Source organism: Promicromonospora sp. MS192, from assembly GCF_049532985.1.
In the GTDB taxonomy this organism is placed as follows: domain Bacteria; phylum Actinomycetota; class Actinomycetes; order Actinomycetales; family Cellulomonadaceae; genus Promicromonospora.
Window position 1 is genome coordinate 5,967,858 of record NZ_CP186693.1, and the last position, 25,022, is coordinate 5,992,879.

General features: G+C 71.6%; 15 protein-coding genes. 12 read left to right on the top strand and 3 right to left on the bottom strand.

Annotation, left to right across the window (positions count from 1 at the left end):
* Positions 1-55 precede the first annotated feature (55 nt).
* Together ACO229_RS26600 and ACO229_RS26605 are read left to right on the top strand one after the other, a co-directional pair.
* Positions 56-592, top strand: coding sequence for a GTP-binding protein (locus ACO229_RS26600; RefSeq protein WP_397415203.1), 537 nt, complete (start codon positions 56-58; stop codon positions 590-592).
* A complete protein-coding gene (locus ACO229_RS26605) occupies positions 589-1,845 on the top strand; it encodes a cytochrome P450 (RefSeq protein ID WP_423463282.1) in 1,257 nt (418 codons plus the stop codon). Before ACO229_RS26600 ends, ACO229_RS26605 begins: the two co-directional genes overlap by 4 nt.
* Positions 1,846-1,947: 102 nt before the next feature.
* On the opposite strand, the gene ACO229_RS26610 is transcribed toward ACO229_RS26605, so the two are convergent.
* On the bottom strand, positions 1,948-3,465 hold the full coding sequence (locus ACO229_RS26610; RefSeq protein WP_423463283.1) for a flavin-containing monooxygenase: 1,518 nt from the start codon (positions 3,463-3,465) through the stop codon (positions 1,948-1,950).
* A gap of 164 nt (positions 3,466-3,629) precedes the next feature.
* Between ACO229_RS26610 and ligA the strand changes: the two genes are divergently transcribed.
* Together ligA and ACO229_RS26620 are read left to right on the top strand one after the other, a co-directional pair.
* The gene (gene ligA, locus ACO229_RS26615) at positions 3,630-6,041 is read left to right on the top strand and encodes an NAD-dependent DNA ligase LigA (protein WP_423465353.1); all 2,412 of its coding nucleotides are present in this window, start codon (positions 3,630-3,632) and stop codon (positions 6,039-6,041) included.
* 154 nt (positions 6,042-6,195) lie between these two features.
* The gene (locus tag ACO229_RS26620; RefSeq protein ID WP_423463284.1) at positions 6,196-9,225 is read left to right on the top strand and encodes a family 16 glycoside hydrolase; all 3,030 of its coding nucleotides are present in this window, start codon (positions 6,196-6,198) and stop codon (positions 9,223-9,225) included.
* 64 nt (positions 9,226-9,289) lie between these two features.
* On the opposite strand, the gene ACO229_RS26625 is transcribed toward ACO229_RS26620, so the two are convergent.
* The gene (locus ACO229_RS26625; RefSeq protein WP_397415164.1) at positions 9,290-10,411 is read right to left on the bottom strand and encodes an ROK family transcriptional regulator; all 1,122 of its coding nucleotides are present in this window, start codon (positions 10,409-10,411) and stop codon (positions 9,290-9,292) included.
* A 135-nt stretch (positions 10,412-10,546) separates the two neighbouring features.
* Between ACO229_RS26625 and ACO229_RS26630 the strand changes: the two genes are divergently transcribed.
* From ACO229_RS26630 to ACO229_RS26665, 8 genes are all read left to right on the top strand, one after another.
* Positions 10,547-12,097, top strand: coding sequence for a sugar ABC transporter ATP-binding protein (locus tag ACO229_RS26630; protein WP_423463285.1), 1,551 nt, complete (start codon positions 10,547-10,549; stop codon positions 12,095-12,097).
* A 17-nt stretch (positions 12,098-12,114) separates the two neighbouring features.
* Positions 12,115-13,074, top strand: a complete 960-nt coding sequence (locus ACO229_RS26635) for an ABC transporter permease (protein WP_397415205.1) — start codon at positions 12,115-12,117, stop codon at positions 13,072-13,074.
* 62 nt (positions 13,075-13,136) lie between these two features.
* Entirely contained in the window at positions 13,137-14,192 is a 1,056-nt protein-coding gene (locus ACO229_RS26640; protein WP_397432817.1) for a substrate-binding domain-containing protein, read from the top strand.
* 75 nt (positions 14,193-14,267) lie between these two features.
* Positions 14,268-15,446: a Gfo/Idh/MocA family protein gene (locus tag ACO229_RS26645; protein ID WP_423463286.1), complete on the top strand. Its 1,179-nt coding sequence runs from the start codon at positions 14,268-14,270 to the stop codon at positions 15,444-15,446.
* A 194-nt stretch (positions 15,447-15,640) separates the two neighbouring features.
* Complete coding sequence (locus ACO229_RS26650; RefSeq protein WP_423463287.1) at positions 15,641-19,123, top strand: ThuA domain-containing protein; 3,483 nt, start codon at positions 15,641-15,643, stop codon at positions 19,121-19,123.
* Between the two features lie 72 nt (positions 19,124-19,195).
* Complete coding sequence (locus ACO229_RS26655) at positions 19,196-20,197, top strand: sugar phosphate isomerase/epimerase family protein (protein WP_397415175.1); 1,002 nt, start codon at positions 19,196-19,198, stop codon at positions 20,195-20,197.
* A gap of 160 nt (positions 20,198-20,357) precedes the next feature.
* On the top strand, positions 20,358-23,006 hold the full coding sequence (locus tag ACO229_RS26660) for a PQQ-dependent sugar dehydrogenase (protein WP_423463288.1): 2,649 nt from the start codon (positions 20,358-20,360) through the stop codon (positions 23,004-23,006).
* Complete coding sequence (locus tag ACO229_RS26665) at positions 23,006-24,019, top strand: sugar phosphate isomerase/epimerase family protein (RefSeq protein ID WP_423463289.1); 1,014 nt, start codon at positions 23,006-23,008, stop codon at positions 24,017-24,019. The genes ACO229_RS26660 and ACO229_RS26665 overlap by 1 nt, the downstream gene beginning before the upstream one ends.
* Positions 24,020-24,095: 76 nt before the next feature.
* Here the strand turns inward: ACO229_RS26665 and ACO229_RS26670 are convergent, their stop codons facing one another.
* A complete protein-coding gene (locus ACO229_RS26670) occupies positions 24,096-24,710 on the bottom strand; it encodes a GNAT family N-acetyltransferase (RefSeq protein WP_423463290.1) in 615 nt (204 codons plus the stop codon).
* Between the last annotated feature and the right edge of the window lie 312 nt (positions 24,711-25,022).

Sequence of the window (25,022 nt, forward strand, 5' to 3'; positions counted from 1 at the left end):
CCGCACCGCGCCCGGACAGCACCTGGCGCCGACCGTCGCACGGTCGGTCAAGGTGCTGGTCGTGGGTGCCTTCGGGGTGGGCAAGACGACGCTGATCGGCGCGGTCAGCGAGATCGACCCGCTGCGCACCGAGGAGCGCATCACCACGGCGAGCGTCGGCATCGACCCGGGGCAGCCGAACAAGGAGACGACGACGGTCGCGATGGACTTCGGTCGCATCACCGTGACCGACGACATCGCCCTGTACCTGTTCGGCACCCCGGGCCAGCGCCGTTTCTGGGACCTCTGGGCCGGTCTGGCGGACGGCGCCGTCGGCGCGCTCGTCATGATTGACACCCGCCACCTGGAGGACAGCTTCGAGGTGCTGGACCAGCTCGAGCTGCGCACCAAGATCCCGTTCGCGGTGGTGGTCAACCAGTTCCCGGACTCGCCGCACTACCCGCTGGAGCGGGTCCGGGCGGCGCTGGACCTGCTGCCCGAGACGCCCATCGTGGAGTGCGACGCACGCGACCGCCAGTCCGCCGTGCTGACCCTCATCACCCTCGTCGAGCACGCGATGACCTTCCCGGTCTTCCAGAAGGTCAACGCGTGACGTTGGCCAACAGGCTGCACCAGCGGCTGGAGGACATCCCGGACCGCATGCAGCTGTCGGACATCACGAGCGCGCGCGACCCGCACAAGATCTACGAGCGGCTGCGCGAGGAGTGGGGTCCCGTGGCCCCGATGGACCTGGAGCCGGGTGTTCCCGCCTGGCTCGTGCTGGGGTACGACGAGGCCAGCAGCGTGATGCGCAACGAGCTGCTGTTCTCCCGCAACTCCCGCAACTGGCGCTACGTCCAGGAGCGTTCCCTCCCGGCGGACTCGGGCGTGTTCGCGGCGCTGGCGCCGCGGGAGAACGCGTACTTCCTGGACGGCATGCAGCAGCGCCGCCTGCGCGCGCCGCTTGACGACGCGCTCGGCGCCGTCGACGAGAAGCGCCTCGCCCGTACCGTCGCGGTGACGTGCGAGGCGATCATCGACCGGATCATGCCGCGCGGCCAGGCGGACCTCGTGGCCGACTACGCCGTCACGGTGCCCGTCATGGTCATGACCGAGATGTTCGGCATGAGCCTGTCCGACGGCAACCGCATGCACGAGCTCACCGAGGCCCTCTACGCGGGCACGGAGCAGGCCCGTGCGGCGGCCAGGGAGCAGGAGTCGCTGCTCGCGGTGCTCGTGGCGACGCACCGGGCCGAACCGGGCGAGGACCTGACCACCGCCCTGGTGAACCACCCCAACCACGCGAACGACGTCGAGGTGATGGCCTCGATCGGCGTGATGTTCAGCCTGGGTCACGACGCCGAGATCGCCTGGATCGCGAGCACCCTGCACATGATCCTGACCGACCCCGCGTTCGCGGCCCGCGTGCGCCGGGGACGGCTCGACCTGGACGACGCGCTGGACGAGGTGTCGCGGCGGCACCCGCCGGCGCCGCACGTGCTGCCCCGGTTCGCCCGGCAGGACTGCGAGCTGGGCGGGCGCCGGATCGCGTACGGCGACGCCCTCGTCCCCGCCGTCGCCGCCGCGAACGCGGACCGGGCCATCCGTACGGACGACCCCTGGGAGGAGCTGGGCAGCCGGTTCCACCTGACCTGGGGCGCGGGTGCGCACGCGTGCCCGGCGCACCGGATCGGCCCGCTCATCGGCCGGATCGCCGTGGAGACCCTGCTGCGGCGCATCCTCGACATGGAGCTGCGGGTGCCGGCGGAGTCGCTGCAGATGTCCGTCTCGCCGTGGTCGCGCTACCCGCGCACCCTGCCGGTCCGCTTCACCCCGCCGGACGCGGGCCCGCCACCGGAACGCTGACGGGCCGGCCCTCCCGGCCGTGATCGCCGAGACCTGGAGTCCACGGTGAGAGCTGGTGCTGCTCCACCAGGTCTCACCGCAGAAACCAGGTCACGCCGTGCGTCAGGCGTCCGAGCCGACGCGGTCCTTGGCGCGGGCCGCGATGCGTTCCTTGAGGCGGGGCACCACGTTGCGGTAGACCGACGGGTCGATCGGCAGGAGCCACTGGACGGTGCGGGCCCGCTGGCTGATGTTCACGCCGGCCTCGTCGAGCGTCTCGTCGATCTGGTGCATCGAGAACGGGATGACGTTGGTGCCGCGGGCGTGCTTGCCGCCCGTGCGCTGCTCCATCCAGGCCACGCGCTCGGCCACGTGCTTGCGCCGCTCCTCGACCGGCGGCAGCTCGATCACGCCGGCGAGGTAGGCGGCGATCCAGATCGCTCCCGCCTCGGCGGACAGCGGGGAGAACAGCGACGAGTTGTACCCGGCGAAGGTCAGGTTCGGCACGCCCTCCGGCAGGATCTGGCGGTAGAGCTGGTAGTTGCCCTTGTCGTCCACGAGGCGTGCGGCCACGGCGTCGTCCAGGAAGGGCACGCGCTGGTGGAAGCCCGTGCCGCAGACCACCAGGTCGGCGGGGATGCGCCCACCGTCGCTGAGCACCGCCACCGGCTGGTCGCCGTCGACCTCGAACCGCTGGATCTCGGTGTCCCGGTGGACGGTGATGGCGCCACTGGCGACCTGCTCGTAGAAGCCGTCCGAGGAGAGTGACACGGTGCTGTTGGCGATCTCGGCGAACTCGCCGCGCGGCACGAGATCGAGCTTCTTGAGCTTGAACTGCCAGGTCGCGACGGAGCCGATGCTGGACAGCATCCCGGCACGCACCTTGTCGCCGGGACCGTGCAGGAACCGCTCCATGCCGTTGTCCAGGTCCTGGTAGCGGAACAGCGCCTCACCGAACCGGGAGAGCAGCAGGTACTTCATGTTGAGCGAGTTGGCCACGCGCTTGGGCATCTTCCACAGGAGCCGCCGCGCCACGACGGTGGTGGAGGCGGCGACGGGGCCGATCTCGGCGGCGACGTCGCACGCCGACTTGCCGTACCCGACCACGACGACGTTCTTGCCCCGGGCCTCGTCCAGCGTGTTGAGCTGGCTGGAGGCGACGAGCTTGCCGCCGGCCCGCACGAGGTCCGCGTAGCCCTCGTACTGCGGGAAGACCGGGTCGGAGAAGATGCCGTTGGCGACGACCAGGTGGTCGAACCGCTCGGGTGCCGAGACCGGCGCGCCGATGCGCCGGGCGGTCACCATCCAGCCGTCCTCGGCGTCGGTGGGCTCGGCGCGGACCACCTCGGTGGCCAGGCGCAGGCTCGGGCGGAGCCCGAACGTGGAGACGTACCGCTCGAGGTACGCCTGGACCTGCTCGCCCGTCGGCCACTCGGGGTAGTCCCGCGGCATGGGCAGGTCGGAGAAGGCGTACGAGTCCTTGTTGTTCTGGGTCCGCAGGCCGGTGTAACGGCGCGTCGCGCTCCACACGCCGCCGACGTCGGGCGCCTTCTCGAAGACGGTGACGTCGTGCTCGAACTCTCGGAGGATCTTCGCGGTGGCCAGGCCTGCGAAACCGGCACCGACGACGGCAATCTTCAAGGGACCCCTGCTCTCAGTAGATTCCTGGCATTTTGCTCGAATGGTAGCGGCACCCGGACCGTGCGCGACAGGGTCCGCAGTGATGCGAATGCCCAGGTCGACAGAGCTTTCGGCGCGGGCTTCGGTGCCCGCCCGGCCGGATGTCAGTGGTTCAGTCCATGATTGTGTCTGTGAGCGAGACGACAGGCATCCCGGGGACCGGCGACACGACGAGCGACGAGGCCGCCGCGCAGCGTCGGTGGGCCGAGCTGGTGGCCCGGATCGAGGAGGACCGGCGGGCGTACTACGAGAACGACTCGCCTGTGTCGTCCGACGCGGAGTACGACGTGCGGATGCGCGAGCTGGAGGCGCTGGAGGCCGCCCACCCCGCGCTGGCCAGCCCCGAGTCGCCCACGCAGAGCGTCGGCGGCGTGGCCGCGGCCGGGTTCGCCACCGTGGAGCACATCGAGCAGATGCTCTCGCTCGACAACGCGTTCAGCACCGAGGAGCTCGCGGTCTGGGCGGACCGGGTGCACCGAGACCTCGGGACCGAGCATCCCGGCCTGCTCTGCGAGGTGAAGATCGACGGGCTGGCCATCTCGCTCGTGTACGAGAAGGGGCGGCTGGTGCGGGGCGTCACCCGGGGCGACGGCCGGGTGGGCGAGGACGTGACGCGGAACATCCTCCGGATCGCCGCGATCCCGCAGCGGCTGTCCGGCGAGGGCCACCCCGACCTGGTCGAGGTGCGCGGCGAGGTGTTCATCCCGGTCGCGACCTTCGCACGGCTCAACGAGCTGCAGGCCGAGCTGCGCGAGCGCGTCGTGGAGGAGGCGCGGGAGCGCTCCGGCCGGCAGGCCGGCAAGGAGTTCGACGTGGAGCGTGCGCGCGTGGCCGCGCTGCGCCGCTTCCCCCAGTTCGCCAACCCCCGCAACGCGGCGGCGGGCGGCCTGCGCCAGCTCCTGGAGAACAAGGACGGGCTGGAGCTGGAGGCCGGTATCGCCCGTGTCGAGGGCCTGCGCATGTACGCGCACGGGGTCGGCGCCCTGCAGTGGCAGGCGGGGGAGCACGAGGAGCTGGCCCGGCAGTCCGACGCGTACACGCTGTTCGAGCAGTGGGGTATCCCCGTGTCACCGCACAACCGGGTGGTCGACGGCCTGGACGGCGCGCTGGAGATGATCGAGTACTTCCGCGAGCACCGGCACGACATCGAGCACGAGCTCGACGGGATCGTCCTCAAGGTCGACGCCCTGGAGCAGCAGCGCCGCCTGGGGTCGACCAGCCGGGCGCCCCGCTGGGCCATCGCCTTCAAGTACCCGCCGGAGGAGGTCAACACCCGCCTGCTCGCCATCCAGATCGGCGTGGGCCGCACCGGGCGCGCCACCCCGTACGCCGTGATGGAGCCGGTGCTGGTCGCGGGCTCCACGGTGCGCCAGGCCACGCTGCACAACCAGGACGTGGTGCGGGCCAAGGGCGTACGCATCGGCGACGTCGTGGTGCTCCGCAAGGCGGGCGACGTCATCCCCGAGATCCTCGGCCCCGTGCCGGCCCTCGCCGACGACGGCTACCCGCGCGAGGACTTCGTGATGCCGGCGAACTGCCCGGAGTGCGGCACGCCGCTGCGCCCCATGAAGGAGGCCGACGTCGACCTGCGCTGCCCGAACGCGAGGTCCTGCCCGGCGCAGGTGCGCGGCCGGGTCGAGCACATCGGATCCCGCGGTGGCCTCGACATCGAGGCCCTGGGCGAGGTGACGGCGGCGGCGCTCACGCAGCCCGACGTGCCCGAGACCCCGCCCCTGGTCACCGAGGCCGGGCTGTTCTCGCTCACGCTCGACCAGCTCCTGCCCATCGAGGCGGTGGTCCGCGACGCGGAGACCGGCCTGCCCAAGACGGACGACGACGGCGTGGCACGCCGCCGCGCCCCGTTCCGCCGCAAGCTGACGTACAGCAAGGCGCAGCGCACCGCCGCCGAGGAGGCTGGCGAGACCCTGCCGGACTGGGCGCCGTCGGCCAGTGCCACCAAGCTGCTCGACGAGCTGGAGCGCGCCAAGACGAAAGACCTGTGGCGCATGCTCGTCTCGCTGAACATCCGGCACGTCGGGCCCGTCGCGGCCCGGGCGCTCGCGGGCTGGTTCGGGTCGGTGGACGCGATCGAGGCGGCCTCGGAGGAGGAGCTGGCGGCCGTCGAGGGCGTCGGTCCCGTGATCGCCGCCGAGATCAAGGCCTGGCTCGCGGTGGACTGGCACCAGGACATCCTGGCCGCCTGGCGCGCGGCCGGCGTGCAGCTCGCCACCCCGGGTCACCCGGGGCCGGCGGCGATGGCCGAGGCCGACACCGAGCCGAGCGGGCCGCTGGCGGGCCTGACCGTCGTGGTGACCGGCTCGCTGGAGGACTTCACGCGCGACGGCGCCAAGGAGGCCATCATCGCGGCCGGCGGCAAGGCCTCCGGCTCGGTGTCGAAGAAGACCGACTACGTGGTGCTGGGGGAGAACGCGGGCTCCAAGGCGGCCAAGGCCGAGGCCCTGGAGATCCCGACCCTCGACGAGGACGGCTTCAAGCTGCTGCTGGAGGGCGGGCCGGAAGCGCTGACCGCCGGGTAGGCCCTGGAGACGACGTTCGGCGCCCGGATCCCGTCGGGTCCGGGCGCCGATCTGTGTCCCCGTAACGCTGAGGATCTGACAACTTTTGCTTGACGGGCGACAAAAGTCCCCTTAGGTTGCTAGCCGCAAGGTCAATGCCGACCGAGGAGACCTCATGCCACAACGTGGAACCACGACCCTCACGCGACGGGCGGCCGCAGGCGCGACCGCCGTCGCGCTGACAGCGGTGATGCTGTCGGGAGCCGTCCCCGCCGCGACGGCGGCGGACGACCTGCCGCCGCAGGAGCCGGGGGTGACGCTGCGGACCTATGACCTGGCGCGCGACCTGAGCGAGCTGTGCACGCTCCGCTCGGGTCAGACGCCGAACGTCGACCAGCTCAAGCCCACCATCGACTACTCGACCGAGGCCGACTTCGGGATGGGCGAGCGCTTCATCGCGCACGCGCTGGCCAACCTGGACGTCCCGGCCGCCGGCAACTACGAGTTCCGGCTCACCAGCGACGACGGCTCCCGCCTGGTCATCGACGACGCCGTGGTCATCGACCACGACGGCCTGCACGAGGCGACGTCCAAGGAGGGCACCGTCGCGCTCGACGCTGGGTACCACGACCTGCGCGTCGAGTACTTCGACAACACCAACGACAACATCCTCAAGCTCGAGTGGCGGACGCCGGGTACCAGCGACTTCGTCGTCGTGCCGTCCAGCGTGCTGAGCACCGAGGCCGGCGTCGTGCGCGTGACCGCGCCGGGCACCAAGTACTGCGAGGGCCAGGACGACAGTGCCGGCGACGGCATGCGCCTCGACTCGGTCTACCCGGGCTACACGCTCACCGACCTGCGCCCTGACGGGTTCGAGCCCATGGTCGCCGCGCTCGACTGGACCGACGACGACCGCCTCGCCGTGGTCACCTCCGGTTCGGTGAGCCCGGGCGGCTGGGTCGAGAACCCCGAGCCGGGTGAGGTGTTCCTGCTCGACAACGTGACCGGTGAGACGTCCAAGGACCAGGTCACGTACGAGAAGGTCGCCACCGACCTGTTCAACCCGATGGGTGTGGCCGTCATCGGCGACTCGATCTACGTGTCCGAGCGGGACGGGCTCACCGAGCTCACCGACCCGGACGGCGACGGCTTCTACGACAACCACCGCACGGTGGCGCAGTGGCCCTTCGGCGGCAACTTCCACGAGTTCGCCTTCGGTCTGCTGCACGACCGGAAGTACTTCTACGTGAACCTGTCGGTCGCCATCAACAACGGTGGTGCCACCACGGACCCGCAGCCGGCCGAGAACCGCGGCACGGCCATCCGGATCGACCGCCGCACCGGCGAGGTCGAGTACGTGGCCGGCGGCCTGCGTACGCCGAACGGCATGGTCAAGGGCCCCGACGGCGAGCTGTTCGTGATGGACAACCAGGGCGCGTGGCTGCCCAGCTCCAAGCTCGTGCACATCGAGCAGGGCAAGTTCTTCAACCACTTCACCAACCCGGCCGGCCCGTACGACGACCAGCCCGTCTCCGCCCCGGCGCTCTGGGTGCCGCAGAACGAGATCGGCAACTCGCCGAGTGCCCCGGTGCAGCTCGAGGAGGGCCCGTACGCGGGCCAGCTCGTGTTCGGCGACGTCACCTACGGCGGTCTGCAGCGCGGCTTCCTCGAGAAGGTCGACGGCGAGTACCAGGGCGCCGTCTTCCGCCACTCGGCCGGTCTGGAGGCGGGCGTGAACCGCACCGTCGTCGGCCCCGACGGCGCCCTGTACGTGGGCGGCATCGGCGAGGGCGGCAACTGGAGCGAGCCCGGCAAGCTGCGCTACGGCCTGCAGAAGCTCACGCCCAACGGCGAGGACGCCTTCGACATGACCGAGATGCGGGTCACGAAGAAGGGCTTCGAGGTCGAGTACACGCAGCCGCTGTCGCAGGAGACGGTGGACAAGATCGCCGAGAACCCGAACGCGGCGTTCCGGCTGGACCACTGGCGCTACGTGCCCACGCGCGCCTACGGCGGCCCGAAGGTCGACGAGCAGCAGCTCTTCGTCTCGGGTGCCACGGTCTCCCGGGACCGCACGAAGGTCACGCTCACCGTGGACGGGCGCCAGCCCGGCTACGTGGTGCACCTGCGCAGCCCGCGCCCGTTCGCGGACACCGAGGGCCGGGAGCTCTGGAACACGGAGGCCTGGTACACCCTCAACGCGATCCCCGGGTACAAGGCCCCGGCCGGCTTCCAGGAGGCGGAGGAGGCGACGCTCCGCGGCAGCGCGAACGTGGCCAACGAGCACAACGGCTACTCCGGTTCCGGGTTCGCGGCGGGCTTCACCGAGGTGGGCGCCTCGGCGACCTTCACCACCACCGTCAAGCGCGCGGGCACCCAGCCGGTGAGCCTGCGCTACTCGAACGGGCCCAACCCGTTCCAGGGCACCAAGACGGTGTCGGTGCTCGTCAACGGCGAGGAGGTCGAGCCGTGGGCGCTCGAGTCCACGGGTGACTGGAAGACCTGGGCGACGGCGACCCGGTCGCTCGACCTGCGCAAGGGCGTCAACACCATCACCCTGCGGTACGACGCGGACGACGACGGCAACGTCAACCTCGACCTCCTCAAGGTCGGCGGCGGGGCCGACATCTGCGAGCCGAAGCGGTACGAGCGGGGCTACACCGCGCTGTTCGACGGCACGCTGGCCTCGCTGGACGGCTGGAACATGGCCGGCCCGGGCTCGTTCGGCCGCCAGGCCGACTGCACGATCCGCGGGGCCGGTGGCATGGGTCTGCTCTGGCACTCCACGGAGCTGAACGAGTACAGCCTGAAGCTCGACTGGAAGCTCAAGAAGGACGACAACGGCGGTGTCTTCGTCGGCTTCCCGGACCCGGGCAACGACCCGTGGATCGCCGTCAACCAGGGGTACGAGATCCAGATCGACGCCACCGACCTGCCGGACCGCACCACGGGCGCGATCTACACCTTCCAGGGCGCGGACCCGAAGGTCGTGGAGCGGGCGCTGAAGCCGGTCGGGTCCTGGAACTCGTACGAGATCCGCGTCCAGGGGCAGACGATCAAGGTCTTCCTCAACGGCGAGCTGGTGAACGACTTCGTCAGCACCGACCCCGCGCGTGACCTCAGCCAGGGGTTCATCGGGCTCCAGAACCACGGTCAGGGCGAGGCGGTCAGCTACCGCGACGTCCGGGTCAAGGACCTGAGCTAGGTCCCCACGGCAGACGCTCAGGTCACGCGGGTGACCTGAGCGTCTGTCGTGTGCGCGGGGTGGGTCAGGCGACCAGGCGGTCCACCGCCTCGGCGGAGAGGGCCTGGTCCACCGCCATGGCGCTCGCGCCCAGGACGCCGGCCTGCGTGCCGGTGCGGGCGGTCACGATGCGCAGGTGCTGCGTCGCCAGGGGCAGGGAGCGCTGGTAGACCACCTCGCGGATGCCGGCCACGATGTGCTCGCCGGCGTCGGCGAGGATGCCGCCGATGACGATCATCGACGGGTTGAGCAGGCTGACGCTCGTGGCGAGCACGGCGCCGATGTCCCGGCCCGCCTGGCGTACAGCCTGGCTCGCGGCGACGTCGCCGGCACGCACCATGGCCACGACGTCGGCGGGGGTGGTGGCGCCCTCCAGCCGGTTCGCGACGGCCAGCCCGCTCGCGATGGCCTCCAGGCACCCGACGTTGCCGCAGCGGCACACCACGTCGGTGACGCCGGGCACCGCGACGTGCCCGATGTCGCCCGCGGAGCCCTGCGCCCCGCGCCGCAGCGCGCCGTCGGCGATGATCCCGGCGCCGATGCCGGTGGCGACCTTGACGAACAGCAGGTCGGCGACGTCGGGCCAGGCGGCCCGGTGCTCACCGAGGGCCATGATGTTCACGTCGTTGTCGACGAGCACCGGCGCGTCGAACCGGGCCCCCAGGATCGCGGGGACGTCGGCGTCGTCCCAGCCGGGCATGATCGGCGGGTTGTTGGGCCGGCCGGTCGCGTGCTCCACGGGCCCGGGCAGGCCCACGCCGACGCCGGCGAGCTCGCCGGCGGACCGTCCGGCCTCGCGCAGCAGCTCCGTGCCGGCCTCGGCCACGCGGTCGAGCACCGGTCCGGGCCCGTCGGTGATCAGCAGGGGCATCTCGCGGTGCGCGAGCACGGTGGAGGCGAGGTCGGTGACGGCCAGCCGGGCGTGCGTCGCGCCGAGGTCCACACCCAGCACCACCTGCGCGGACGGCGCGAACGCGAAGGTCGCGGGCGGGCGTCCGCCGGTCGACGTCGCCTCGCCCGCCGGGGCGATGAGGCCCGCCGCCATGAGCAGGTCGATGCGCGCCGCCACCGTCGACCGGGCCTGTCCCGTGACGGCGGCCAGGTCAGCCCGTGTGCGGGGTCGCCCGTCACGCAGGAGCTGGAACATGTCACCCGCTCCAGAGACCTTCGGTGCTTGCTGAACCACGTCCCGTGCCACTTCCACCATGCCTCTAGTGAATCATGGCCAACGAAGTCGCGACTTTTGCTTGACGGTCGGCAAAAGTCCCTCTACGTTCGATACATGGTCGACGCAGACCCCCAACCGACAGAGCAGCCGGCACCTCAGACGGCACGGCAGCCCCTGCTGCAGATGCGTGGCATCGTGAAGCACTTCCCCGGCGCGCGGGCGCTCGACGGCGTGGACCTGGAGGTCCGCCCCGGCGAGGTGCACTGCTTGCTGGGCCAGAACGGGGCGGGCAAGTCCACCCTGATCAAGACCCTGGCCGGTGCCCACCAGCCGACGGCGGGCGAGATCCTGCTCGACGGGACCCCCGTCACGATCTCCGACCCCGTCGCGGCCCTCCGGCTCGGCATCGCGACGATCTACCAGGAGCTGGACGTCGTCGACGGCCTGACCGTCGCCGAGAACATCTACCTCGGGCACGAGCTCGCGAGCGGCGGCGTCACGCGCCGGTCCGAGGCGGCCCGGAACACCCGCAAGCTTCTCGACCGGCTCGGCCACCACGAGATCTCGCCGAACCGCGAGGTGGGCAGCCTGCCCGCCGCGGGCAAGCAGATCGTGCAGCTCGCCCGGGCGCTGTCGCGCGACGCGCGCGTGGTCATCATGGACGAGCCGTCCGCCGTGCTGGACTCCGAGGAGGTCGGCAACCTCCACCGCATCGTCCGTGAGCTCACGGCCGACGGTGTGGCCGTCGTCTACATCTCGCACCGGCTGGAGGAGATCCGCCAGCTCGGCGACCGGATCACCGTGCTCAAGGACGGTCGCACCGTCGCGGAGAGCCTGGTGGTGGCGGACACCCCGACCGACGACCTGATCAAGCTCATGACGGGCCGCTCGGTCGAGTACGCGTTCCCCGAGCGCCCGGGCGTCCCGCAGGACGCCGAGCCGGTGCTCGAGGTCGAGGGCCTCGCGCTCGGTGCCGTCTTCTCCGACGTCTCCCTCACCGTCCGCGCCGGCGAGATCGTCGGCCTGGCGGGCCTGGTGGGATCGGGCCGGTCCGAGATCCTGGAGACGATCTACGGCGCCCGCCGGGCGACGTCGGGCACCGTGCGCGTGGGCGGCAAGCGCTTGCGCGGCGGGGTGGACTCCGCCGTGGCCGCGGGCATCGGCCTGTGCCCCGAGGAGCGCAAGAGCCAGGGCCTGCTCCTGGACGAGCCCGTCTACCGCAACATCACCCTGTCCACCTTCGCGCGCATCGCCCGCGGGGGTCTGCTCGACGAGGGCGCCGAGCGCACCGCGGCGCGGGAGCAGGTCGAGGCCCTCGACCTGCGACCCGCGTCCGTGGACCGCAACGCCCGCACGCTGTCCGGCGGCAACCAGCAGAAGGCGCTGCTGGCCCGCTGGCTCGTGCACGGCTGCCGGGTGCTCCTGCTCGACGAGCCCACGCGCGGCGTCGACGTCGGCGCGCGTGCCGAGATCTACACCCTGATCCGCCGCCTGGCCGACGACGGCGCCGCCGTGATCGTCGTGTCCAGCGAGATCCCCGAGGTGCTCGGCCTGGCGGACCGGGTACTGGTCATCTCCGACGGCCAGGCCGTGCACGAGAGCCCGGCCCACGAAATCGACGAGCACGCCGTGCTCGACCTGGTCATGGAAGGAAGTGTGGCGTGAGCCAACGATCGGCCCTCATGGGTCCGGCCCTGCGGATGGGCGGCCTCGTGCTCGCCCTGGTCCTGCTCGTGGTCGTGGGCATCGCGACCGGTGGTGAGCGGTTCTGGAGCACCGGCAACCTCATCACCGTCCTGAGCCTCGCGGCGGTGACCGGTGTGGTGAGCATCGGCATGACGTTCGTCATCACCTCCGGCGGCATCGACCTGTCGGTCGGCGCCGTCGTCGGGCTGGCCTCCGTCTGGGCCTCGACGCTGTCGACCCAGTACATGGCGGAGGACTACGGCTGGTGGGTCGTCCCGGTGACCGCGCTGGCCGTCGGTCTGGTGGCCGGCCTGATCAACGGCCTGCTGGTGGCCTACGGCAAGATGCCCGCGTTCATGGCGACGCTGGCGATGCTGGCCGCCGCCCGCGGGCTCGCGGAGATCATCGCCGGGCGCCGGACCCAGGTCATCCAGTACGTGGACCCGTTCCTCGACGTCTTCCAGTCCCGGCCGCTCGGCGTGCCCACGATCGTGTGGATCTTCGTCGTGGTCGCCGCCGCCGGCTGGTTCCTGCTGAACCGCACCACGTTCGGCCGCCGCACCGTCGCCGTGGGCGGCAACCCGGAGGCGTCGCGCCTGGCCGGCATCAAGATCAAGCGGCACACCCTGTACCTCTACGGGCTCGCCGGCCTGACCGCGGGCATCGGCGCGGTGATCCTCCTGGCCCGGACCACCGCCGGCTCCTCGACGCACGGCACGCTGCTGGAGCTGGACGTCATCGCGGCGGTCGTCGTCGGCGGCACGCTCCTGGCCGGCGGCCGCGGCACCATCATGGGCACCGTCCTGGGCGTCCTCATCTTCTCGACGCTCACCAACGTCTTCGTCCTCAACAACCTCGACAGCTCGGTCCAGGCGATCGCCAAGGGCGCGATCATCGTGGGCGCCGTGCTGCTGCAGCAGTGGTTCGCGTCGCGCGAGAAGGTGACGAGCACGTGACCCTGCGCGACACCCCGTCCGAGACAACCCAGCAGTTCCACCCAGGATCAAGGGAGATCACCATGTCCTCGTCCATCGTCCGTCCGCGCCGCGTCGCCGGCGCCGTGGCCGCCACGGCCTGCGCCGCACTGCTCCTGGCGGGCTGCGTGAGCAACGAGCCCCGCGAGACCGAGGAGGACGCCGCGACCGGCCCGGTCGCCGTCACCGAGAACGACGAGCCCGGCGACGAGGTCGTCATCGGGTTCTCCGCCCCCGCCGCCGACCACGGCTGGATGGGTGCCATCACCACCGCGGCCCGCGCCGAGGCGGAGAAGTACGAGGACGTCGACCTCCGGGTCGCCGAGGGCACCAACGACGTGAACGTCCAGATCAGCCAGATCGAGGGCTTCATCAACGACGGCGTCGACGCCATCGTGCTGCTCCCGTTCGACGGCGCCGCGCTGACCGACGTCGCGCTGGAGGCCATGGAGGCCGGCATCCCGGTCATCAACGTGGACCGCGAGTTCACCAGCCCGTTCGCCGCCCGCGCCACGGTGCTGGGCGACAACTACGGCATGGGCGTCAGCGCCGGCACCTACATCTGCGAGCAGCTCGGCGACAACCCGGACGCCGTCGTCGCCGAGATCGCGGGCATCGACTCGCTGCCGCTGACCCAGGACCGCAGCCAGGGCTTCGCGGACGCCCTCGAGGACTGCGGGCTCGACGTCGACGCCCGCGTCGCGGCCGAGTTCACGGTCGAGTCCGGCGAGGAGCAGACGGCGAACCTGCTGTCCGCCGAGCCGCAGATCGACGCCATCTGGAACCACGACGACGACCAGGGCATCGGCGTCCTGGCGGCCATCGAGAACGCCGGCCGCGACGAGTTCTTCCTGGTCGGCGGTGCCGGGTCCAACAACATGATGGAGGAGATCCAGGACCCGGAGAGCGTCGTCAAGGCGACCGTCATCTACCCGTCGACGCAGGCGGCCGACGGCGTCAAGCTCGCCCGCCTGATCGCCCAGAACAAGAACGTGAGCGACCTCGCCTCGATCGGCGTGCCGCGCACCGTCCAGCTCTTCGCGCCCGTCGTCACGGCGGACAACGTCGAGGAGTACCTGCCCATCGGCTTCGACTCCTGACGCTGTGACTCATCGGGACGACGCCCGTCCGGGCGTGCTGCACGACAGTGGGACAACAGTGGGGGGAGGCGCGGTATGAGCAGCGAGAAGAACGAGCTCGGCGTCGGCATGGTCGGCTACGCGTTCATGGGGGCGGCACACTCGCAGGCCTGGCGCACGGCGCCGCGGTTCTTCGACCTGGCCCTGGCGCCGCGCATGCGCGCGGTGGCGGGCCGGGACGAGGCCGCGGTCCGTGCGGCGGCCGACCGGCTGGGCTGGGACGAGGCCGTGGTCGGCTGGCAGGGCCTGCTGACCCGGGACGACATCGGACTGGTCGACGTGTGCACGCCGGGCGACACGCACGCGGAGATCGCGGTGGCCGCCCTGGAGGCGGGCAAGCACGTGCTGTGCGAGAAGCCGCTGGCCAACAGCGTGGCCGAGGCGGAGACGATGGTGGCGGCCGCGGAGGCCGCCGCCGAGCGGGGCGTGCGCGCGATGGTGGGGTTCACCTACCGGCGCGTGCCCGCCATCGCGCTCGCCCGGCAGCTCGTCGAGCAGGGGCGGATCGGCCAGGTGCGGCACGTGCGCGCGCAGTACCTGCAGGACTGGATCGCCGACCCGCAGGCGCCGATGTCGTGGCGGCTCGACAAGCAGAAGGCGGGTTCCGGTGCGCTGGGCGACATCGGCGCCCACGTGGTGGACCTCGCGCAGTACATCACCGGCGAGTCGCTCACGGGCGTGAGCGGGCTGCTGGAGACGTTCGTGCACGAGCGTCCGGAGGCCGCGGCGTCGTCCGGCCTGTCGGGGGTGGCCGACACCGGCCGCACCGGCAAGGTCACCGTGGACGACGCCGCGGTGTTCCTCGGCCGGCTGTCCGGCGGCGGGCTGGCGACCTTCGAGGCGACCCGGTTCGCCTGGGGCCGCAAGAACGCGATCCGGCTGGAGGTCAACGGCTCGGAGGGCTCGCTGGCCTTCGACTTCGAGGACATGAACCTGCTGCACTTCTTCGACGCCACCGACGAGGCGGCGACGGCGGGGTTCCGGCGGATCGTGGTCACCGAGCCGGAGCACCCCTACGGCGGGGCGTGGTGGCCGCCGGGGCACGGGCTCGGGTACGAGCACGCGTTCACGCACCAGGTCGTCGACCTGATCGGCGACCTGGCCGCGGGCAAGCAGCCGACGCCGTCGTTCGCCGACGGGCTCGGGGTCCAGCGGGTGCTGGACGCCGTGGAGCGCAGCGCGGCCGGCGGAGGGGGTTGGGTGTCCCTGGTCTGAGCTGTGGCGGGCGCCCGGCCGGGGTAGGCCGGGCGCTCGCGGCCGGAGCGGGACCGGCCCGGACCACGTGTCCGGGCCGGCCTCCTGGTCCCCGGCAGTACCGCACGAGAACGACCGCACGAGAACGACCGCACGAGAAGTACCGCACCGCACTAGTACTGACCCGACTCGATGAGGAGCCATAGGTGAGAAACGTGCAACGAACCCGCCGCATCCTGCGGTCCGCGGTCGCGGCAGCCGCCGTGACCGCGCTCGGCGTCCCGGCCGCTCTGGCCGCGGCCGCCGCACCACCCACCATGTCCCGGGCCGTCCCGGCCGAGGCCGCCGCCGCACCTGCCGACGCGGTCGCCGACGAGGTGGCGGAACCCTTCGACGCCCTGGTCTTCTCCAAGACCGCGGGCTTCCGGCACGGCTCCATCCCGACCGGCATCGAGGCGATCACCCAGCTCGGTGCCGCCAACGACTTCACCGTCACCGCCACGGAGGACGCGAGCGTCTTCTCCGACGAGGGCCTGGCCGGCTACGAGGTGGTCGTCTTCCTGTCCACGACGGGCGACGTGCTCAACGGTGACCAGCAGGCGGCGTTCGAGCGGTACATCCAGGGTGGCGGCGGCTACGCGGGCATTCACGCGGCGTCCGACACGGAGTACGACTGGCCCTGGTACGGCGAGCTCGTGGGTGCCTACTTCAACAGCCATCCCGCCAACCAGGACGCGACGATCGACGTGGAGGACCACGCCCACGCGTCCACGGCGCACCTGCCCGACCGGTGGGACCGGTACGACGAGTGGTACAACTTCCGGTCCAACCCGCGCGGTGACGTGCACGTCCTGGCCAGCCTCGACGAGGACAGCTACGACCCCGGCGGCGGCGCGATGGGTGCCGACCACCCGACGGCCTGGTGCCAGACCTACGACGGCGGCCGGTCCTGGTACACGGGCGGCGGGCACACCAACGAGTCGTACGCGGAGCCGGCCTTCCTGCAGCACCTGCTGGGCGGCATCCAGACCGCGGCGGGCGTCGTCGACTCGGACTGCAACGCCACGCAGGACTCGAGCTACGAGACGGTGCCGCTGGACGAGAACACGGCCAACCCGATGATGCTCGACGTCGCTCCGGACGGAACCGTTTTCTACGTCGAGCGCGACGGCCGGGTGCAGGTGATCTCGCCGGAGACCGACCTGACGACCACCGCCGTGACACTGGACGTGACGCTCGCGAACGAGGACGGCCTGACCGGCATCGTGCTCGACCCCGCCTTCGCCACGAACCACTGGGTCTACCTGTACTGGTCGCCCGAGGAGGTGGGCGGCGACGGCCCGCACAACCGGGTCTCGCGGTTCACCTACGACCCGGCCACGGGCACCATCGACCCCGCCAGCGAGATCGCCGTCCTGAAGGTGACCACGCAGCGCGACCGGTGCTGCCACGCGGGCGGCGACATGCAGTTCGACTCCGCGGGCAACCTGGTGCTGGTCACGGGCGACAACACCGACCCGTTCGAGTCGAGCGGGTTCGCCCCCATCGACGAGCGGTCCGGGCGGGAGGCCTTCGACGCGCAGCGCACGGCCGCCAACACCAACGACCTGCGCGGCAAGGTGCTGCGCATCCACCCGGAGCCGGACGGTACGTACACGATCCCCGAGGGCAACATGTTCGCCCCCGGCACCGCGCAGACCCGGCCCGAGATCTTCGCGATGGGCTTCCGCAACCCCTTCCGCATCGGCATCGACCCGGAGACCGACAACGTGCTCGTCGCCGACTACGGTCCCGACGCCGGGACCGCCGACCCGGCCCGCGGACCGGCCGGCGTCGTCGAGTGGAACGTGGTGAGCGACCCGGGCTTCTACGGCTGGCCGTACTGCACGGGCGCGAGCACGCCGTACGTCGACTACGACTTCGCCACCGGCACGTCCGGCGCGGCGTTCGACTGCGCGGGCGGCGTCGTCAACGACTCGCCGAACAACACCGGGCTCGCCCAGCTCCCGCCCGCCCAGGAGGCCGAGATCTGGTACGGCTACGGCGGCAACCCGGACTTCCCCGAGATCGGGGGCGGCGGCGCGCCGATGGGCGGCCCGGTCTACGAGTTCGACCCCGAGCTCGACTCCGACGTCAAGTGGCCCGCCTACTGGGACGGCAAGGCGTTCCTGGGGGAGTGGAACCAGGGCAAGGTCTACTCGCTCCAGCTCACGGGCGAGCAGCGCGACGACCTCGTCGACATCAACCGCGTGCTGCCCGGGCTCCTGGACCCCGCGGCGGGCTTCGACCGGGCCATGGACATGGACTTCGGCCCGGACGGCGCCCTGTACGTGATCGACTGGGGCAGCGGCTTCGGCGGCAACAACGACACCAGCGGTGTCTACCGGGTGGCCTACACCCAGGGCGACCGCACGCCGATCGCGCAGGCGTCCGCCGACGTCACGGACGGCCACGCGCCGCTCGCCGTGCAGTTCTCGTCCGACGGCACGCGGCACCCGGCCGGCGAGCCGATCACGCTGAACTGGGACTTCGGGGACGGCACCACGTCGGACGAGCCGGACCCGGCCCACACCTACACCGAGAACGGCTCCTACACCGCGCAGCTCACGGCGACGGACGCGAGCGGTGCGACCGGCGTCGCGAACGTGAACGTCGTGGTCGGCAACGACGCGCCGACGGTCACCCTCACCGTCCCGGACGACGGCGGGCTCTTCGCCTGGGGCGACCGGGTGCGCTACGAGGTCGACGTCGACGACCCCGACGGCACCGTGGACTGCGCCGACATCACCCTCTACACCTCGCTGGGCCACGACTCGCACTCGCACCCCATCGAGGAGCTCACCGGCTGCACCGGCGTGCTGCAGACCGCGGCGGACGACGGGCACGGCGCCGACGCGAACATGTTTTGGACGCTGGAGGCCACCTACACCGACGACGGCGGCGAGGTGGGCGTCCCGCTGACCGCCAACGACCTCCAGGTGCTGCAGCCCAAGCGCCTCCAGGCCGAGTACTTCACCGACACCGGCCGGCTGCCCGGCTCGACCAGCAGCGGCGACCCCGGCGTGCAGCGCGAGGGCACGGGCGACAGCGCGGGCGGCGGCCAGAACATCGGGTACATCGAGCCCGACGACTGGTGGGCGTACGCACCGATCTCGCTGACGAACATCGACGCGGTCACGCTGCGCGCGGCCTCGCCGAGCGGCGGCGGACCGATCTCGGTGCGGTGGAACGCACCGGACGGGCCGGAGATCGGCAGCGTGTCCGTCCCGGCCACCGGTGACTGGCAGGTCTACACCGACGTCACCGCGACGCTGCACGACGTCCCGGCCGGCACCGGCACGCTCTACTTCGTGCAGACGGCCGGCCAGTCGAACGTCAACTGGCTCGACTTCGTGGGCGACGGGGTCGCGTACCTCCCGTCGTCGCCCGCCGTCGACGTCGTGCAGCCCACCTGCGACGCGGGCGGGGCGATCGTGCCGCGCGCCGTCGAGGGCGTGCGGTCCTACCGGATCACCACATGGGACGGGAGGAAGGCAGGCCGCCCGGTCGCGAGCTCGAACGACCTGGACCCGGGCCGCTACCTGGTGACCGCGCGCGCCGAGCGCGGGACCGAGCTGGTGCTGCGCGGGGACTGGACCGACGGGCCGCGGGACGAGGCACGGCTCGTCGTGACGCTCGACGAGCCCGACTGCACCTGATACGCGTGGTGCGGGGTGGGCGGCGCCGCCCGCCCCGCACCACGGGACCTGGTACCAACGACGGAGGAAAAGATGGCACGACCGATCACCCTGTTCACCGGCCAGTGGGCCGACCTGCCGCTCGAGGAGGTGGCACGTCTCGCGTCCGAGTGGGGCTACGACGGCCTGGAGCTCGCCTGCTGGGGCGACCACCTGGACCCCTGGCGGTGGGACGACGACGAGTACGTCGCCGGCCGCCTCGAGCTGCTGGAGCGGCACGGCCTGAAGGTGTGGGCGATCTCGAACCACCTCAAGGGCCAGGCCGTCTGCGACGACCCGATCGACCAGCGCCACCGGGACATCGTCTCGGACCGCGTCTGGGGCGACGGCGACCCCGAGGGCGTGCGGCAGCGCGCCGCCGAGGAGATGAAGAACACCGCCCGCCTGGCGGCGAAGCTCGGCGTCAAGACCGTCATCGGGTTCACCGGGTCCGCGATCTGGAAGTACGTGGCGATGTTCCCGCCGGTCTCCGACGCCGCGATCGAGGCCGGCTACCAGGACTTCGCCGACCGCTGGAACCCGATCCTCGACGTGTTCGACGAGGTAGGCGTGAAGTTCGCGCACGAGGTGCACCCCAGCGAGATCGCCTACGACTACTGGACCACCGTGCGGACCCTCGAGGCGATCGGCCACCGCGAGGCGTTCGGCCTGAACTGGGACCCGAGCCACATGGTGTGGCAGGACCTGGACCCGGTCAGCTTCCTGTGGGACTTCAAGGACCGGATCTACCACGTGGACTGCAAGGACACGAAGAAGCGCATGACGAACGGCCGCAACGGCCGCATGGGCTCGCACCTGCCGTGGGCCGACCCACGCCGCGGCTGGGACTTCGTGTCGACCGGGCACGGCGACGTCCCGTGGGAGGACGCCTTCCGCATGCTCAACACGATCGGCTACGACGGCCCGATCTCCGTGGAGTGGGAGGACGCCGGCATGGACCGCCTGGTCGGTGCGCCGGAGGCCCTCCAGTTCGTGCGCTCCCACGCGTACGACGCGCCGGACTCCGCGTTCGACGCCGCCTTCTCGACCCGCTGACGGCCACGGGCCGCTGACAGGGAGGTACGTCAGGGAACCAACCAGCACCACCCGGCGTCGCCCCGCGACGCCGACCCCGCATGAAGACCGGGCCCCGGACGAATGGGATGCGCACGAGGCCCGGCCGGCGTGACGAACTCGACGAGGAGCTGCATCACGTATGAAGACTATCCAGGCTCGCGCGCGTGCGCGGCGAAAGACGTTCGCGGCGTTCGCCGCGACCGCCCTGGTCGGCACGGCTCTGCTGGCCACCCCGGCGTCCGCCCACGACGGGCACGAGGACGCAGCCGCCACGGCGGCGGACACCGACTGGGGGAACTACGAGAAGATCCTGCTCACCAAGGACGTCGGTGAGCCGATCGACATGGCGGTGCTGCCCGACCAGCGTGTGCTGCACACCGCCCGGAACGGCGACGTCCGCCTGACCGACCCGGCCACGGGCGTCACGCGGGTCGTCAACACCCTGGACGTGTACGCCAACTCGGAGGACGGCCTGCAGGGCATCGCCCTGGCCCCCGACTTCGAGGAGAGCAACCAGGTCTACCTCGTGTACGCGCCGCGGGACGCCGACGGCGACGGCGCGGCGGACACCCCGGCCGGCAACGCGCCCAACACGCTCCCCGCGGGCGAGGACGAGAGCTACTGGGACCAGTGGGTGGGCGTCAACCGCCTGGCCCGCTACACCTGGACCGGCGACGCGCTCGACCTCGACTCGGAGCAGCCGATCCTCGACATCGAGGTGCAGCGCGGCCAGTGCTGCCACGTCGGCGCCGACATCGACTTCGACGGCGAGGGCAACCTCTACCTGTCGACCGGTGACAACACCCCGGCCGGTACACCGGGCGCCAACGGCTACGCCCCGAACAACGACGCCCCGAACATGAACCCGGGCTTCGACTCGCGGCGCGGCGCGGGCAACACGAACGACCTGCGGGGCAAGATCCTGCGGATCGACGTGAAGGACGAGATCCCCGCCGGCACCGCGCCGGGCGAGGGCAGCACCTACGACATCCCCGCGGGCAACCTGTTCGCCCCCGGCACCGAGGGCACGCGTCCCGAGATCTTCGTGATGGGCGTGCGCAACCCGTTCCGTATCGAGGTGGACCCGGAGACCAACTCCCTGACCTGGGGCGACTACGGGCCCGACGCCGGTGCGGCGAACGCGGACCGCGGCCCCATGGGCTACGTGGAGTGGAACGCGGTGGGGCTCGACGACCCGCACAACGCGGGCTGGCCGTACTGCCACGGGCCGAACGCCGCCTACAACGAGTGGAACTTCGAGACGGCGACGCCGCGTGAGTTCTTCGACTGCGCGGCACCCGTCAACAACTCCCGGTGGAACACGGGCCTGATGAACCTGCCCCCGTCGCGGGCGGCCACCCTGTACTACGGCGACCAGCCGGGCCAGCAGCCGCGGGACGAGCTCGTCAGCTTCGGCTCGGGCAGCGGCCAGGCGCCGATGGGCGGCCCGGTCTACCACTACGACGCCGACAGCACGGCGCCCGGCAAGCTCCCGGAGTACTGGGACGGCAAGGCCTTCTTCGGCGAGTTCTCCCAGGACTACTACGCCGCGTTCAGCGTGGACTGGTCCACGTTCGAGGTGGGCGAGATCGAGGACTTCTTCCCCAACTCGGCGCTCACCGCCGCGGGCATGCCGATCAACGACAACCCGATCGACCTGGAGTTCGGCCCGGACGGCTCGCTGTACGTCCTGGAGTACGGCGACGGGTTCTTCCGCCAGAACCCGGACTCCGGGCTCTACCGGATCGACTACGCCGAGGGCAACAAGGCGCCGCAGGCGCAGTTCACGGCCACGCCGGAGTCGTCCGCGTCCGCGCCCGTCGAGGTCACGTTCGACGCGTCGGGCTCCAGCGACCCGGACGGTGACGCGCTCACCTACGAGTGGGACGTCGACGGCGACGGCACCTTCGACCTGACCGGGCCGGAGGTCACGCACACCTACACCGAGCTCGGCGTCTACACCGCACGCCTGCGGGTCACCGACGGCAGCGGCAAGCGCACGCTCACCTCGACGTCGATCAGCGTCGGCAACGAGGCGCCCGAGGTGACCGTCGACCTCCCGGCCGACGGCGGGTTCTTCGACTGGGGCGACGAGGTCGCCTTCCAGGTGACCACCAACGACGCCGAGGACGGCACCGAGACCGTCTGCGAGCGGGTCGCCTGGTCCTACGGGCTCGGCCACGACGAGCACGCCCACCCCGAGGTCTCCGGCACGGGCTGCACCGGCGTGTTCCCGACCGACCCCAACTCCCCGGAGCACGGCGAGGGCGCGCACCTGTACGGCGCCGTCGTCATCACCTACACCGACAACGGGGCCAACGGCCTGCCGCCGGCCGCCGGTGAGGCCACGCTGCGCCTGAACCCGAAGCTGCAGGAGGCCGAGCACGGTGAGGTCACCGGCGCCGAGGTGGTCCAGGACGAGGCAGCCTCGGCCGGCGCCTACGTGGCCGGCCTGGGCAAGCGGGACTCCGTCGCCCTCGACCGGGTCAGCCTGGCCGGCATCGACAGCGCGACCGCGACGGTGCGTGGCAAGGGCACGCTCCAGCTCCGCTGGGACTCGCCCACGGCCAAGCCGTTCGCGACGGCGAAGGTGACCGCGGGCACGTGGCGTGACCTCGGCCTGTCGTTCGGCGACCGGTCCGCCACGGGGACGCTCTACGTCACCGCGACCGGCAGCCTCGACCTCGACGCGATCACCATGGTGGGTGAGGGCGTCGGGACGCCGCCGGCCGCCGCACAAGACTCGACCGGCCCGACCGGGGCCGCTCGGACCGAAGGAGAGCAGTGATGGAATCACGCACTGACGTCAACCGCAGGAACTTCCTGAGGCTGGCCGGCGGCACCGTGGCCGTGGGTGCGGCGACGCTGGCCGGAGCCGGCCTCGCAGGCAGCGCCACCGCCTCGACCGTCGCCTCCACGACGGCGACCGCGACGGAGACCGCCCGCCGCGGCCGGGTGCTCGTGCCCGCCGGTCACATCGGCATCCAGCTGTACTCGATCAGGGACAAGGTGTCCTCGCTCGGCTTCCGTACCGTGTTCGAGCGGCTGGCCGACATGGGGTACGCGGAGATCGAGTTCGCCGGGTACACCCAGGGACAGGTCGGCGCGATCACGCCCGAGGAGATCAGGCAGCTCCTGGACGACAACGGCCTGCGGGCCGTCGGGTCGCACCGCGGCATCGCCGACTTCGCGAACAACATGGAGCGCGAGCTCGACATCGCCGAGATCCTCGGCATGGAGCACGTGGGCACCGCGCAGGCGCCCACCAACAACCGCACGGTCGCGGGCTACCTCGCCGCGGCCGAGCAGTTCAACGGCTTCGGGGAGGCCGCTGCCGCCCGCGGCCTGAAGTTCTACCAGCACAACCACGACGGCGAGTTCGGCTTCGCCACCAACAACCCCGACGTGCGCCTCTACGACGTCTTCTACGACAACACCGACCCGAGGAAGGTCTTCCTCGAGATGGACGTCTACTGGGCGTTCGTGGGGCAGCACCGCTACCCGGGCTTCGAGCCGGTGGACTACGTCAAGCGCGACCCGCACCGCTACCCGCTGCTGCACCTCAAGGACGGGGACGCGAACCCGGCCAACACCGGGGGCTACGACATCGTGGAGTTCGGCGCCGGTGACCTGCCCTACACCGAGTTCCTGTCGGCGCTCGCGGGCTCCGGCCGACGGCACGGCATCTGGGAGCAGGACAACGCCGCCACGGTGGCCGCGCCCGGCTACCCGGTCGACTCCTTCGGCAACGCCGAGCGGTCGTACGTCGAGATCCGCTCGCTGCGCGCGAAGGACTGCTGAGCCGGACCGGACGACATGAGTGCGGTGTGGCCGGCGCCCTGCGTCGCCGGCCACACCGCACCGCGGCGGGCCTGGGTCAGGACCCGGCGCGCACGAGCACGACGTCGTCGTGCTCCACGCCGCCCACCACGTAGGTGCGTCTGCCGACCACCTCGAAGCCGCTCTTGCGGTAGAAGGCCTGCGCGCGCTGGTTCAGCGCGTTGGTGCCGAGCCAGAGCGGCAGCCCGGGCCCGAGCTGCGCGGCGGCCGCCACGGCACCCCGCATGAGCGCGCTCGCGACACCGCCGCCGAGGACGTCGGGGTGGACGTAGATCTTGGACAGCTCGACGTACGGCGCCTCCTGCCCGGTCGCGGAGCGGACCACCCCTGCCTCCGTCGCCCCGTCCGGCGTACCGAGCACCAGGAGCGCGTAACCGAGCAGCCGGGTGCCGTCGTCGTGCACCAGCAGCGCGTGGCGATCGCTGCCCGCCCACGCACGGAAGTGCGCAGGCGTGAGCTTGCGGGCGATGTGCGCGGCCGTGTCCGACGGCGTGGTCCCGGGCGGGCACGCGAGCGGGAACGTGAGCGCAGCGAGCCACGCGGCCTCGGCCGCGTCGTCGACGGTCGCGCGGCGGACGACGCCGGGCGGTGCCGCCTGTCGTACGTCGCCGGACGCCGGGTCCGGGGAGGTGGGGGCGGGCTCAGATGTCACGACACGAACGTAGTACGAGGCTGTGACACCCGGCCTGCGGGACGACACGGCGGCGGTGGACCGGAAAATGCGGGTGGGGCCCCGGGCAACGAACGGCCTGGGGGAGGTGCGCGGGCCGTGCATGCGGGTCGCCGCCAGTGGCCCCCGTCACAAGCACTCTCCCAGCGCGGCCCATGGACTGTTCAAAGCGTCGCTGACCTGCGGAAACGCAGTGTGCCGCAGGCCACCACAGCCGAGTTGGCACGTACGCAGGATCGTGTGTAATGTTCTCCAGGTCAGCCCGACGGGCAGACGGACACGGGGCCCGCAAGG

Bases quoted from the DNA above. Each gene is read 5' to 3' on its own strand.
- ACO229_RS26620 (WP_423463284.1), top strand. From the start codon at position 6,196: ATGCCACAACGTGGAACCACGACCCTCACGCGACGGGCGGCCGCAGGC.
- ACO229_RS26625 (WP_397415164.1), bottom strand. From the start codon at position 10,411: ATGTTCCAGCTCCTGCGTGACGGGCGACCCCGCACACGGGCTGACCTG.
- ACO229_RS26630 (WP_423463285.1), top strand. From the start codon at position 10,547: ATGGTCGACGCAGACCCCCAACCGACAGAGCAGCCGGCACCTCAGACG.
- ACO229_RS26635 (WP_397415205.1), top strand. From the start codon at position 12,115: ATGGGTCCGGCCCTGCGGATGGGCGGCCTCGTGCTCGCCCTGGTCCTG.
- ACO229_RS26640 (WP_397432817.1), top strand. From the start codon at position 13,137: ATGTCCTCGTCCATCGTCCGTCCGCGCCGCGTCGCCGGCGCCGTGGCC.
- ACO229_RS26645 (WP_423463286.1), top strand. From the start codon at position 14,268: ATGAGCAGCGAGAAGAACGAGCTCGGCGTCGGCATGGTCGGCTACGCG.
- ACO229_RS26655 (WP_397415175.1), top strand. From the start codon at position 19,196: ATGGCACGACCGATCACCCTGTTCACCGGCCAGTGGGCCGACCTGCCG.
- ACO229_RS26660 (WP_423463288.1), top strand. From the start codon at position 20,358: ATGAAGACTATCCAGGCTCGCGCGCGTGCGCGGCGAAAGACGTTCGCG.
- ACO229_RS26665 (WP_423463289.1), top strand. From the start codon at position 23,006: ATGGAATCACGCACTGACGTCAACCGCAGGAACTTCCTGAGGCTGGCC.